This window comes from Nitratireductor sp. GCM10026969, assembly GCF_042660605.1.
Taxonomy (GTDB): Bacteria; Pseudomonadota; Alphaproteobacteria; order Rhizobiales; family Rhizobiaceae; genus Chelativorans.
Genome location: NZ_JBHSUM010000042.1, coordinates 17,955 through 29,934 on the forward strand (window position 1 = coordinate 17,955; position 11,980 = coordinate 29,934).

The 11,980-nt window shown below is 63.5% G+C and carries 12 protein-coding genes and 2 tRNA genes; 11 read left to right on the forward strand and 3 right to left on the reverse strand.

All coding sequences use genetic code 11. The features are described 5' to 3' along the window. Positions 1–106 precede the first annotated feature (106 nt). The 4 genes from clpP (at position 107) to hupB (ending at position 5,440) form a co-directional block, all read left to right on the forward strand. Complete coding sequence (gene clpP / locus ACFP9U_RS11255; RefSeq protein WP_322450765.1) at positions 107–739, forward strand: ATP-dependent Clp endopeptidase proteolytic subunit ClpP; 633 nt, start codon at positions 107–109, stop codon at positions 737–739. A 289-nt stretch (positions 740–1,028) separates the two neighbouring features. Beyond that, on the forward strand, positions 1,029–2,303 hold the full coding sequence (gene clpX, locus ACFP9U_RS11260; RefSeq protein WP_378621427.1) for an ATP-dependent Clp protease ATP-binding subunit ClpX: 1,275 nt from the start codon (positions 1,029–1,031) through the stop codon (positions 2,301–2,303). Positions 2,304–2,556: 253 nt separating this feature from the next. Further along, positions 2,557–4,971: an endopeptidase La gene (gene lon / locus ACFP9U_RS11265; protein WP_378621429.1), complete on the forward strand. Its 2,415-nt coding sequence runs from the start codon at positions 2,557–2,559 to the stop codon at positions 4,969–4,971. 196 nt (positions 4,972–5,167) lie between these two features. Continuing rightward, the gene (gene hupB / locus ACFP9U_RS11270) at positions 5,168–5,440 is read left to right on the forward strand and encodes a DNA-binding protein HupB (RefSeq protein ID WP_322450768.1); all 273 of its coding nucleotides are present in this window, start codon (positions 5,168–5,170) and stop codon (positions 5,438–5,440) included. Positions 5,441–5,548: 108 nt separating this feature from the next. Here the strand turns inward: hupB and ACFP9U_RS11275 are convergent. Next, positions 5,549–5,624: transfer RNA gene (locus tag ACFP9U_RS11275), tRNA-Val, on the reverse strand. A gap of 200 nt (positions 5,625–5,824) precedes the next feature. On the opposite strand from ACFP9U_RS11275, the gene ACFP9U_RS11280 reads away from it, so the two are divergent. Beyond that, positions 5,825–5,901: transfer RNA gene (locus ACFP9U_RS11280), tRNA-Asp, on the forward strand. Positions 5,902–6,038: 137 nt separating this feature from the next. On the opposite strand, the gene ACFP9U_RS11285 is transcribed toward ACFP9U_RS11280, so the two are convergent. Together ACFP9U_RS11285 and ACFP9U_RS11290 are read right to left on the reverse strand one after the other, a co-directional pair. Beyond that, a complete protein-coding gene (locus ACFP9U_RS11285; RefSeq protein WP_378621431.1) occupies positions 6,039–6,416 on the reverse strand; it encodes a hypothetical protein in 378 nt (125 codons plus the stop codon). Positions 6,417–6,482: 66 nt separating this feature from the next. Beyond that, the gene (locus ACFP9U_RS11290; protein WP_378621441.1) at positions 6,483–7,607 is read right to left on the reverse strand and encodes a winged helix-turn-helix domain-containing protein; all 1,125 of its coding nucleotides are present in this window, start codon (positions 7,605–7,607) and stop codon (positions 6,483–6,485) included. A gap of 492 nt (positions 7,608–8,099) precedes the next feature. On the opposite strand from ACFP9U_RS11290, the gene ACFP9U_RS11295 reads away from it, so the two are divergent. From ACFP9U_RS11295 to nuoE, 6 genes are all read left to right on the forward strand, one after another. Next, entirely contained in the window at positions 8,100–8,465 is a 366-nt protein-coding gene (locus tag ACFP9U_RS11295) for an NADH-quinone oxidoreductase subunit A (RefSeq protein WP_322450770.1), read from the forward strand. Continuing rightward, complete coding sequence (locus tag ACFP9U_RS11300; RefSeq protein WP_322450771.1) at positions 8,456–9,028, forward strand: NuoB/complex I 20 kDa subunit family protein; 573 nt, start codon at positions 8,456–8,458, stop codon at positions 9,026–9,028. The genes ACFP9U_RS11295 and ACFP9U_RS11300 overlap by 10 nt, the downstream gene beginning before the upstream one ends. Positions 9,029–9,037: 9 nt before the next feature. Further along, positions 9,038–9,637: an NADH-quinone oxidoreductase subunit C gene (locus tag ACFP9U_RS11305; protein WP_378621433.1), complete on the forward strand. Its 600-nt coding sequence runs from the start codon at positions 9,038–9,040 to the stop codon at positions 9,635–9,637. 9 nt (positions 9,638–9,646) lie between these two features. Continuing rightward, positions 9,647–10,084, forward strand: a complete 438-nt coding sequence (locus ACFP9U_RS11310) for a GFA family protein (protein WP_378621434.1) — start codon at positions 9,647–9,649, stop codon at positions 10,082–10,084. After that, the gene (locus tag ACFP9U_RS11315; protein WP_378621436.1) at positions 10,077–11,267 is read left to right on the forward strand and encodes an NADH-quinone oxidoreductase subunit D; all 1,191 of its coding nucleotides are present in this window, start codon (positions 10,077–10,079) and stop codon (positions 11,265–11,267) included. Before ACFP9U_RS11310 ends, ACFP9U_RS11315 begins: the two co-directional genes overlap by 8 nt. Then, positions 11,267–11,980 (forward strand): NADH-quinone oxidoreductase subunit NuoE (gene nuoE, locus ACFP9U_RS11320; protein ID WP_378621438.1); only part of this gene is annotated, 714 nt, incomplete at its 3' end. The genes ACFP9U_RS11315 and nuoE, both read left to right, overlap by 1 nt.

An 11,980-nucleotide genomic window follows, 5' to 3' on the forward strand; every position in this document is an offset into this window, starting at 1 on the left:
CCTTGCGCGAAGGGAATGTGGCGTCCTATTTATCGGCTACGAACTGAACGAATCTGCCGTCTCGCGCCTTGCCGGGCGCGCGCTTCCAAATCGAAAGGTGCACTTCATGCCCACCCCCGTCGAGACCGCGATGAATCTGGTGCCGATGGTCGTCGAGCAGACCAACCGCGGCGAGCGCGCCTACGACATCTTTTCGCGTCTCCTGAAGGAACGCATCATCTTCATCACCGGGCCGGTCGAGGACGGCATGGCCTCGCTGGTCTGTGCGCAGTTGCTCTTTCTCGAGGCCGAAAACCCGAAGAAGGAGATCGCGCTCTACATCAACTCGCCGGGCGGCGTCGTGACCAGCGGGATGGCCATCTACGACACGATGGAGTTCATCCAGCCGCCGGTTTCCACGCTCTGCGTCGGGCAGGCTGCCTCGATGGGCTCGCTGCTTCTGTGTGCTGGCGCCAAGGGCATGCGCTTCGCTACGCCGAACGCACGGCTCATGGTCCATCAGCCTTCCGGCGGGTTTCAGGGACAGGCCTCGGACATCGAGCGCCACGCCCAGGACATCATCAAGCTGAAGCGGCGGCTGAACGAGGTCTATGTCAAGCACACGGGCCAGGACTATGAAACCATCGAGAAGACACTCGACCGCGATCACTTCATGAGTTCGGAGGAAGCGGTGGAGTTCGGCCTCATCGACAAGGTGATCACGCATCGCGAGGCGATCGAGAGGCCGCAGGCGACCTGAGTTGCGGCAGCGGGACTGGATGAACGGAAAGCCCGAAAATAGCCGGGGGTTGCGTCATTTCCGTCACAATTTCCTGTTCCCTAAGCGGCGGCAACCGCTTACGTTAAGCCAATGTTGAAATTCGAGACCCTAGGCTTTGCTGGGGATTGTTGCCGCGCTTTCCGATTTGTGTTTCGTTCGGAAATCGAAAATGGGGTGAAGTGGTGGGGAACCAAACCCCTCCTTTCTTCGCTCTCCCGGCAGAAACCCCGTATCAAGGGGCGCCGGTGGTACTGAAAGGACATGAAAGATGAGCAAGATCAGCAACAGCGGCGGTGATTCCAAGAACACGCTGTACTGCTCGTTTTGCGGCAAGAGCCAGCACGAGGTGCGCAAGCTGATCGCCGGCCCGACCGTCTTCATCTGTGATGAATGTGTCGAGCTGTGCATGGACATCATCCGCGAGGAGAACAAGTCCTCGATGGTGAAGTCGCGTGAGGGCGTGCCCACCCCGCAGGAGATCATCAAGGTTCTCGATGATTACGTGATCGGCCAGGACCACGCCAAGCGGGTGCTCTCCGTCGCCGTGCACAATCACTACAAGCGCCTGGCGCACGCCGGCAAGAACCCGGACGTGGAGCTGGCCAAGTCCAACATCCTGCTGATCGGGCCGACGGGCTGCGGCAAGACGCTGCTCGCCCAGACGCTGGCGCGCATCATCGACGTGCCCTTCACCATGGCCGACGCCACGACGCTCACCGAAGCGGGCTATGTGGGCGAGGATGTGGAGAACATCATCCTCAAGCTGCTGCAGTCGGCGGACTACAATGTCGAGCGCGCCCAGCGCGGCATCGTCTATATCGACGAGATCGACAAGATCTCGCGCAAGTCCGACAACCCCTCGATCACGCGTGACGTGTCGGGCGAGGGCGTGCAGCAGGCGCTGCTCAAGATCATGGAGGGCACGGTCGCCTCCGTGCCGCCCCAGGGTGGGCGCAAGCATCCGCAGCAGGAATTCCTGCAGGTGGACACCTCCTCGATCCTGTTCATCTGCGGTGGCGCCTTCGCGGGGCTCGAGAAGATCATCTCCGACCGCGGCCGCAAGACCTCGATCGGCTTTGCCGCCGACGTGGCTTCGCTCGAGGATCGCCGCGCGGGCGAGCTTTTGCGCCAGGTCGAGCCGGAGGACCTTCTGAAATTCGGCCTCATCCCGGAATTCGTCGGCCGCCTGCCGGTGCTGGCGACGCTGGAGGACCTGGACGAGCAGGCGCTGGTCCAGATCCTGTCGGAGCCGAAGAACGCGCTGGTCAAGCAGTATCAGCGCCTGTTCGAGATGGAGAACGTGGAACTGACCTTCCACGAGAACGCACTGCTGGCGATCGCCCGCAAGGCGATCGAGCGCAAGACGGGAGCGCGCGGCCTGCGCTCCATCATGGAAGCCATCCTGCTCGACACCATGTTCGAGCTGCCGGCGCTGGAAGGCGTTCAGGAGGTTGTGATCTCGGACGAGGTGGTCAGCGGCAATGCGCGCCCCCTCTACATCTACGCCGAGCGTGAAAAGGAAAAGGGCAGCGTTAGCGCGTGAGACCGGCAATCCGTCGACGGGGGGACCATCTACCGGCCCTGGAGGCCGGTCGCCCCCGGTCGGTACGGTGCTGGAATTGCCGGGCTTCTACCCTTGATCTCAAGGCTCCGCGCCTCCACCTATGGCAGCAAGTGGTGGCGGGTTTCGTTCCGGATGGTGTTGCAGCCGGCAAGCTTTCCAAGAGCGGAACGACGTCTTTCATATGAGGTCCGCGATCGGCTTTCGAGCGGTCGCGGCATAAAAAGGCTGAACAATGACTGAGACCCCGAAAACTTCCGGTGACACCCTCTTTCCGGTCTTGCCGTTGCGCGACATCGTGGTGTTTCCGCACATGATCGTGCCGCTCTTCGTGGGGCGCGAGAAGTCGATCAAGGCGCTGGAAGAGGTGATGGGGGCCGAAAAGCAGGTGCTGCTGGCCACCCAGATGAACGCCGCCGACGACGATCCCGACCCGAGCGGGATCTACGATGTCGGCACGCTCGCAAACGTCCTGCAATTGCTCAAGCTTCCCGACGGGACCGTGAAGGTGCTCGTCGAGGGTGCCGCGCGTGCGCGCATTTCCGGCTTCACCGAGCGCGAGGACTATCACGAGGCGCGTGCCTCGCTCTTGCACGATCCCAAGGAGGACGAGGTCGAGATCGAGGCGCTTGCCCGTTCCGTCGTCGCCGACTTCGAGAATTACGTGAAGCTCAACAAGAAGATCTCGCCCGAGGTCGTCGGCGCGACGAGCCAGATCGAGGATTACTCGAAGCTCGCCGACACGGTGGCTTCGCACCTGGCGATCAAGATCCCGGAAAAGCAGGAGATGCTGGCCACGCTGTCGGTGCGCGAGCGGCTCGAAAAGGCCATGGGCTTCATGGAGGCCGAGATTTCCGTCCTCCAGGTGGAGAAGCGCATTCGCTCCCGCGTCAAGCGGCAGATGGAGAAGACGCAGCGCGAGTACTACCTCAACGAGCAGATGAAGGCCATCCAGAAGGAGCTCGGCGAGGGCGAGGACGGCCGCAACGAGGCGGCCGAGCTCGAGGAGCGCATCAAGAAGACCAAGCTGTCGAAGGAAGCGCGCGAAAAGGCGGAAGCGGAGCTGAAGAAGCTCCAGACCATGTCGCCCATGTCGGCGGAAGCGACCGTCGTGCGCAACTATCTCGACTGGCTGCTCTCCATCCCGTGGAGAAAGAGCTCCAAGGTGCGCAACGACCTGGGCTTTGCCGAGGAGGTGCTCGACGCGGACCACTTCGGACTGGAAAAGGTCAAGGAGCGCATCGTCGAGTATCTTGCGGTGCAGAGCCGGCAGAAGAAGCTCAAGGGCCCGATCCTGTGCCTTGTCGGCCCTCCCGGCGTCGGCAAGACCTCGCTCGGCAAGTCGATCGCCCGGGCCACCGGACGCGAGTTCGTGCGCATGGCGCTGGGCGGCGTGCGTGACGAGGCCGAGATCCGTGGACACCGGCGCACCTATATCGGCTCGATGCCCGGCAAGGTCATCCAGTCGATGCGGAAGGCCAAGAAGTCCAATCCGCTCTTCCTGCTCGACGAGATCGACAAGATGGGCATGGACTTCCGCGGCGATCCGTCCTCGGCGCTGCTCGAGGTCCTGGATCCGGAGCAGAACTCGACCTTCATGGACCATTACCTCGAGGTCGAATACGACCTGTCGAGCGTGATGTTCGTGACGACGGCGAACACGCTGAACATTCCGCCGGCGCTGATGGACCGGATGGAGATCATCCGCATCGCCGGTTACACCGAGGACGAAAAGGTCGAAATCGCCAAGCGGCATCTCCTGCCCAAGGCCGTGCGCGAGCATGCGCTGAAGGAAGAGGAGTTCTCCATCACAGACGGCGCCATGCAGGCGATCATCCGCACCTATACGCGGGAAGCCGGTGTGCGTAACCTCGAGCGCGAGTTGATGAAGCTCGCCCGCAAGGCCGTCACCGAGATCACCAAGACGGGTGTCGAGACGGTGGAGGTCACCGAGGAGAACCTGGCCGACTATCTCGGCGTGCCGCGCTTCCGCTTCGGCGAGGCCGAGGGCGAGGACCAGGTCGGTGTCGTCACCGGGCTCGCATGGACCGAGGTCGGCGGTGAGTTGCTCACCATCGAGGGCGTCATGATGCCGGGCAAGGGCAAGATGACGGTCACGGGCAACCTGCGCGACGTGATGAAGGAGTCGATCTCCGCGGCGGCCTCCTATGTCCGCTCGAAAGCGGTCGATTTCGGCGTCGAGCCGCCGATCTTCGACAAGAAGGACATCCACGTGCACGTGCCCGAGGGCGCCACGCCGAAGGACGGTCCTTCCGCCGGTGTCGCCATGGTGACGGCCATCGTTTCCGTTGCGACGGGCATCCCGGTCCGCAAGGACATCGCCATGACCGGCGAGATCACGCTGCGCGGGCGGGTGCTGCCCATCGGCGGACTGAAGGAGAAGCTGCTCGCCGCACTCCGCGGCGGTCTCAAGACCGTTCTGATCCCGGAAGAGAACGCCAAGGACCTGGTCGACATTCCGGAGAACGTGAAGAACGCCCTGGAGATCGTGCCGGTCGCCCGCGTCGGCGAGGTTCTGGAGCATGCGCTGGTACGCATGCCCGAGCCGATCGAATGGGTGGAACCGGTCGCCGCGGCCCAGAAGGTGGACGTCTCCGAGGAGGCGGGAAGCCAGACTGTCGCCCATTGATTGTGGCCCGAAACCAGCCGAAAAAACGAAAGCCGGCCCGAAAGGGCCGGCTTTTTGTTGGAAAACCCCGGAAATCCGGGGAATTTTCGCTTTTCCGGCTCATTTCCCGCTTGGTCGACAAGTTGGTTCTTCATAAACTGCGCCGCATGCCGGTTGAGTCGATCTCCGGCCGTTATCAAGAAGGGGTTTGTTGTTTATGAACAAGAACGAGCTGGTATCCGCCGTGGCTGACCAGGCCGGCATCTCCAAGGGCGATGCGCAGTCCGCAGTCGACGCGGTTTTTTCCGTCATCACGGGCGAGCTGAAGAAGGGGGGCGACGTCCGGCTTGTCGGCTTCGGCAATTTCAGCGTCTCGCGGCGCGAGGCCACCACGGGCCGCAACCCGCAGACCGGCGCCGAGGTTCAGATTCCGGCCCGCAACGTGCCGAAATTCTCCGCCGGCAAGGGCCTGAAAGACGCGATCAACTGATCGCCCGACAGGATCTGTTTTCAAGGAAAGCCGGGCTTCGACCCGGCTTTTCTGCGTTCTGGGGGAGGGCGTGAAGCGTGCCGTGGTTGGCAGCAGGGTGCGAGATTGTGGTGGGCGATGAGAGACTCGAACTCCCGACATCTTCGGTGTAAACGAAGCGCTCTACCAGCTGAGCTAATCGCCCCAGGGTCGCGGTGCCGGCCTGGCGGCCGGCTCTCAAGCCCGTCCGTTTAGGCGGTTCGTGGTCCGATCGCAAGCGGAAATCGCGCGTCGGCATCGTCCGTGTGAATTCAGCCAGCAAAGCACCTTGGACCTGCTTGACAGGGCATCAGGAAGCGCCTAAGTGACCGCCACGACGCCACGCAAATCAGCGGCGTCGGTCGCGCGGGTGTAGCTCAGTTGGTTAGAGTGCCGGCCTGTCACGCCGGAGGTCGCGGGTTCGAGCCCCGTCACTCGCGCCATTCCTTCGAAACTCAGATTATCTCGTGCAGCGTGGCGCTCCAGTGCCGTACGCCCGCGTGGGCGCACAAAGGCCCTGTCTGCGCCGAACCGGCACGTTGTGTTTTCCGAACATCGATTCTCGTTACGGGCCGAGGCGTTAGCGCTTGAGGCTGACGCCGAAGGCGAGGTGGGTAGCCTTGCCGCGGGTCAGGCGCACCATGCGCGGATTCTCGGTGGTCACGCGATAGCCCGTGGGGAGCGTCCGCGTGTCGAGCTTCAGCACGAAGGCCGAGCCGAAGGGGCCGCCGGGGGCCTGCGGGCAGGCGATGTGGAACCGCCCCTTGGCATCCGTCTCAACGAGCAGGCCGGAGACGGTGGCAAGCCGAACGCCGGGCAGGCCCGGCTCGCCGGGATCCTGATAGCCGTTGCCGTTGCGGTCCTCGAACACGCTCCCGGTGATGTCGCTGCACTCGAGCGGCTGCGCGGCCGCGCTCGGGGTCAGGAGGAGAAGGAGGGAAAGGGCACGGGCGAACATCGATTCTACTCCATACAAAGGACAGTCGCCCCCTGAAATCCCGGGCACCTTAACGGAAAGATCTCATCAACGGGTTTCCAGATCCACGTCAAGACGATTCAATTCCTCAGCCGCCTTCAACGTGTCCGCAAGGTCGCCTCGCTCGCCGATCTCCACGCGTTCGAGGCCGAGCCATGAGGCCATCTCCGACAGCGCCGCCCGCAGCTCCGCCGCCGTCTCGGGCGGGGCGCCCGGCTCGGCATGGGCGGCCTGCACGCGCAAGACACCCCGCTGCCGGTCGGCCTTGAGATCGACGCGCGCGACGAGCCCTTCGTCCAGGAGGAAGGGGAAGACGTAATAGCCGTAGACCCGCTTCTCGGCGGGCGTGTAGATCTCGATGCGGTAGCGGAAGTCGAACAGGCGCTCCGTCCGTGCGCGTTCCCAGACGAGCGGATCGAAGGGGGCGAGCAGCGCCCGCGCGCGGACCTTTCTCGGTAGGCGTGCTTCGCGATGCATATAGGCTTGCTGCGGCCAACCCTTCACCGCAACGGGCACGAGCATGCCTGCTTCCACCAACTCCTCGATGCGGGCGTGACAATCGGCCGGCGGCAGGCGGAAATAGTCGCGCAGGTCGCTTGCCGTGCCGACGCCAAGCGCCCGCGCCGCGATCTCGACGAGCCCGCGCATGGCGTCCTCGGGCGCGGGGGTGGGCGTGGCGAGGATCTCCGGCGGCAGCACCCGCTCGGGCAGGTCATAGAGCCGCTCGAAGCTGGGCTTGCGCGAATGCGTCGTGACGTATCCCGCCCAGAAGAGCCATTCGAGCGCGCGCTTGGCGTCGCTCCACTGCCACCAGCCGGAAGTGCCCGTGTGCCCGTCGATGTCGGAGGCGGCGAGGGGACCGCGGCGGGCGACCTCGGCCAGCACCTCGTCGATGAAGGCACGCCGCTCGCGCCCGAAGCGGGCGAGGCCGCCGTAGATTCCCTTGCCGTCGGCCGCGCGCTCCATGCGCCAGCGCAGGAGCGGTTGCGTCTCGACGGGCAGGAGGGACGCCTCGTGTGCCCAGTATTCGAACAGGACACGCGGCCGGCGCGCGGCGCTGCGCTCCAATAGGCTGGTGCGGTAAGGCCCCAGGCGCGAGAAGAGCGGCATGGTGTGCGCGCGGGTGGCCACATTGACCGAATCGATCTGGAAGAGCCCGATGCGGCCCAGCACGCGCATCATGTGCCGCCGCTCCACCGGGCCTTTCGGTCGTCGATCGCCAAAGCCTTGCGCGGCGAGGACAATTCGTCGCACATGCCGTTGTGTCAGCCTCTCACCGTTTGGCACGGATCTTCCGCCTCCCTTGTCGACTTCGCGCGCAGGCTAGCGTTCCGGCGCCGGACCGGCCACCCGTTTGCCCCGTTCCACGTCTTCACTGCTGACATTTTCTGGATAACCCGCGGAAGGAGGCTTCACGGCGCATGTAAATATTCCTACATGGGGGATATCCGCTGGCCTCAGGGGGCGGGCAGGCGGGGTTCGGTCCTTGCGGGTAAGGGGCATTCCATGCCCCATTCTTGCCAAGGTTTGACTTGCGTCCCCTGACCGCCTGCGCTAACCCTCGCCGCGTTGCAACAAGGGCCTTGCCGCGCTGCGGGCCGCCGGCGGTGGTGTTATGCGCCCAGTACGGAGCCTCGCCTCACGCGGGCAACGGAAAGTCGGACGATGAACGATCTCTTGAGTTCATATCTACCCATCATCATCTTCCTCGCGGTCGCGCTGGGATTGTGTACGGTGCTGATCATCGCCCCGTTCATCGTCGCCTACCGCAACCCCGACCCGGAGAAGCTGTCCGCCTATGAGTGCGGCTTCAACGCCTTCGACGATGCGCGCATGAAGTTCGATGTGCGCTTCTACCTGGTCGCCATCCTCTTCATCATCTTCGACCTCGAGGTGGCGTTCCTGTTTCCCTGGGCGGTGTCCTTCGGCGAAATCGGCTGGTTCGGCTTCTGGTCCATGATGATCTTCCTGGGCGTGCTGACGATCGGCTTTATCTATGAATGGAAGAAGGGAGCGCTGGAATGGGATTGAACGACACGCTCGTCGCGCCCGCGCCCCGCGGCATCATCGACCCGAATACGGGCAACCCGGTCGGCAAGGACGACCCCTTTTACGGCTCCATCAACGAAGAGCTGACCGACAAGGGCTTTCTCGTCACCTCGTCCGAGGCGCTGATCACCTGGGCGCGCACCGGTTCGCTCATGTGGATGACCTTCGGGCTCGCCTGCTGCGCGGTGGAAATGATGCATGTCTCCATGCCGCGCTACGATGCTGAGCGCTTCGGCGTCGCCCCGCGCGCTTCCCCGCGCCAGTCCGACGTGATGATCGTCGCCGGCACGCTGACCAACAAGATGGCGCCGGCGCTCAGGAAGGTCTACGACCAGATGCCGGAGCCCCGCTACGTCATCTCCATGGGCTCCTGCGCCAACGGCGGCGGCTACTACCACTATTCCTATTCGGTGGTGCGCGGCTGCGATCGCATCGTGCCCGTCGACATCTACGTGCCGGGCTGTCCGCCGACGGCCGAAGCGCTGCTCTACGGCATTCTTCTTCTACAGAAGAAGATCCGCCGCGCCGGCACGATCGAACGGTAGGAGCGAGCCATGAGCGAAGCGCTGAAGGACCTTGCGGCCTACATTACCGAGAAGCTCGACGCCCAGATCCAGGACGCGATGGTCGCCTATGGCGAGTTGACGCTGTTCGTGGAGCCGGGCGACATCATCGACGTGCTGAACTTCCTGAAGACGGACGTTCAGTGTCAGTTCTTCGCCTTCGTCGATATCTCGGGCGTCGACTATCCCGAGCGCGACAAGCGCTTCGAGATCGTCTATCACCTTCTCTCGCCGCGCCAGAACCAGCGCATCCGCGTGAAGGTGTCGACGGACGAGGACACGCCGGTGCCTTCGGTGGTCGAGGTGTTTCCGGCGGCCGACTGGTACGAGCGCGAGATTTACGATCTCTACGGCGTCCTTTTCTCCGACCACCCGGACCTGCGCCGCATCCTGACGGACTACGGCTTCGAGGGGCATCCTCTCAGGAAGGACTTCCCGCTCACCGGCTTCGTGCAAGTGCGCTATGACGGGGATGCCCGGCGAGTCATCTACGAACCGGTGGACCTGCGCCAGGAGTTCCGCAACTTCGATTTCCTCTCGCCCTGGGAGGGGACGGATTACGTCCTGCCCGGCGATGAGAAGGCGAACTGAGGCTGCGTGATGGGCAAGAACGCAAAGCTGAACGGTCGGTGCCTATGCGGCGCGGTGCGTTTCGAGGCGATACCGCTCGAACATGAAATGGGCGTATGCCATTGCGGCATGTGCCGGCGCTGGTCGGGCGGGACTTTCATGGCGGTTGAATGCGAAGGTCTGCAGATCGTCGCAGGTGAGGAACCGGCCGTCTATCGCTCCTCGGACTGGGGCGAGCGGGGTTTTTGCCGCAAGTGCGGCTCGTCGCTGTTCTGGCGCGGTGTCGGCGGTGACCGTGCCGCCGTGTCGATCCATGCATTCGAGGACCCGGACGCGTTTGCATTCGCGTCGGAGATATTCGTCGATGAAAAGCCCGCCAACTACGCCTTCGCGAACGATACCAAGAAAATGACGGGAGCGGAGGTCATTGCGGCCTTCACCGCCAAACAGGACGCCGGAAATGCCTGAGACGCAAGTCCGCAATTTCAACATCAACTTCGGCCCGCAGCATCCCGCCGCGCATGGCGTTTTGCGTCTGGTGCTGGAACTCGACGGCGAGGTGGTGGAGCGGGTCGATCCGCATATCGGACTTCTGCACCGCGGCACCGAGAAGCTGATCGAGCACAAGACCTATCTGCAGGCGATCCCCTATTTCGACCGGCTCGACTATGTCGCGCCGATGAACCAGGAGCATGCCTTCGCACTGGCGATCGAAAAGCTTCTGGAGATTGACGTGCCGATCCGCGGACAGCTCATCCGCGTGCTCTATTCCGAGATCAGCCGTATCCTGAACCATCTCTTGAACGTCACGACGCAGGCCATGGATGTCGGCGCGCTCACGCCGCCGCTCTGGGGCTTCGAGGAACGCGAGAAGCTGATGGTCTTCTACGAGCGCGCCTCCGGCTCGCGCATGCATGCGGCCTATTTCCGGCCCGGCGGCGTGCATCAGGACCTGCCCGAAAAGCTCGTCGAGGATATCGGCAAGTGGATCGATCCGTTCTTCAAGACAATGGACGATCTCGACGAACTGCTCACGGAAAACCGGATCTTCAAGCAGCGCAACGTGGATATCGGCGTCGTCAGCCTCGAGGATGCCTGGGCCTGGGGTTTCTCCGGCGTGATGGTGCGCGGCTCGGGCGCGGCCTGGGACCTGCGCAAGAGCCAGCCCTACGAGTGCTATCGGCAACTGGATTTCGACATCCCGGTCGGCAAGAACGGCGACAATTACGACCGCTATCTCATCCGGATGGAAGAGATGCGCCAGTCGGCGAAGATCATGCGCCAGTGCGTCGAGCAACTCCTCGGCAAGCAGCGCGTCGGCCCCGTCTCCAATGAGGACGGAAAGGTGGTGCCGCCCAAGCGTGGGGCGATGAAGCGCTCCATGGAGGCGCTCATCCATCACTTCAAGCTCTACACGGAAGGCTATCACGTGCCGGCCGGCGAGGTGTATGCTGCGGTCGAGGCGCCGAAAGGCGAATTCGGTGTGTACCTGGTCTCCGACGGCACCAACAAGCCCTACCGCTGCAAGCTGCGCGCGCCGGGCTTTGCCCATCTCCAGGCAATGGATTTCATGTGCCGGGGCCATCTACTGGCCGATGTCGCCGCCGTGCTTGGCTCCCTCGACATCGTTTTTGGTGAGGTAGACAGATAATGTCAGTCCGCCGTCTCGCAGACGAAGCCATCCAGCCCTCAGGCTTTGCCTTCACCAGGGAGAACAAGGCCTGGGCGAAGGAGACAATCAGGAAATATCCCAAGGGACGGCAATATTCGGCCGTCATTCCGCTTCTCATGCGTGCCCAGGAGCAGGAGGGCTGGGTGACCCGCGCCGCGGTCGAGCATGTCGCCGAGATGCTCGATATGCCGCTGATCCGCGTCCTGGAGGTCGCGACCTTCTACACCCAGTTCCAGCTCGAGCCCGTCGGCACGCGCGCTCATGTCCAGGTGTGCGGCACCACGCCCTGCATGCTGCGCGGCGCGGGCGACCTGATCGACGTTTGCAAGAAGAAGATCAATCCTGAGCCGTTCAAGACGAACGAAGAGGGCACGCTCTCCTGGGAGGAGGTCGAGTGCCAGGGCACCTGCGTCAACGCGCCCATGGTGATGATCTTCAAGGACACGTACGAGGATCTGACTCCGGAGCGGCTGGAAGAGATCATCGACGCCTTCGAAGCCGGCAAGGGCGACACCGTTGAGCCCGGATCGCAGGTCGAGCGCTTCACCTCGGCGCCGGCATCAGGCTTTACCACGCTGACCGACGAAAGCGCCATCATCAAATTCCCCGGCGCCGGCGGTTCGGGCAAGGGTCGCAGCGGCAAGGGCGAAGCCCATGTGCCGCCCTCGCGCGCTGGCCGGCCGCGCACCGGG

What these genes read in the sequence shown, in the direction of transcription:
- ACFP9U_RS11315 (WP_378621436.1), top strand. Translation starts at nt 10,077, where the DNA reads ATGCCTGAGACGCAAGTCCGCAATTTCAACATCAACTTCGGCCCGCAG.
- ACFP9U_RS11305 (WP_378621433.1), top strand. Translation starts at nt 9,038, where the DNA reads ATGAGCGAAGCGCTGAAGGACCTTGCGGCCTACATTACCGAGAAGCTC.
- ACFP9U_RS11285 (WP_378621431.1), bottom strand. Translation starts at nt 6,416, where the DNA reads ATGTTCGCCCGTGCCCTTTCCCTCCTTCTCCTCCTGACCCCGAGCGCG.
- clpX (WP_378621427.1), top strand. Translation starts at nt 1,029, where the DNA reads ATGAGCAAGATCAGCAACAGCGGCGGTGATTCCAAGAACACGCTGTAC.
- ACFP9U_RS11295 (WP_322450770.1), top strand. Translation starts at nt 8,100, where the DNA reads ATGAACGATCTCTTGAGTTCATATCTACCCATCATCATCTTCCTCGCG.
- ACFP9U_RS11300 (WP_322450771.1), top strand. Translation starts at nt 8,456, where the DNA reads ATGGGATTGAACGACACGCTCGTCGCGCCCGCGCCCCGCGGCATCATC.
- lon (WP_378621429.1), top strand. Translation starts at nt 2,557, where the DNA reads ATGACTGAGACCCCGAAAACTTCCGGTGACACCCTCTTTCCGGTCTTG.
- ACFP9U_RS11310 (WP_378621434.1), top strand. Translation starts at nt 9,647, where the DNA reads ATGGGCAAGAACGCAAAGCTGAACGGTCGGTGCCTATGCGGCGCGGTG.
- hupB (WP_322450768.1), top strand. Translation starts at nt 5,168, where the DNA reads ATGAACAAGAACGAGCTGGTATCCGCCGTGGCTGACCAGGCCGGCATC.
- clpP (WP_322450765.1), top strand. Translation starts at nt 107, where the DNA reads ATGCCCACCCCCGTCGAGACCGCGATGAATCTGGTGCCGATGGTCGTC.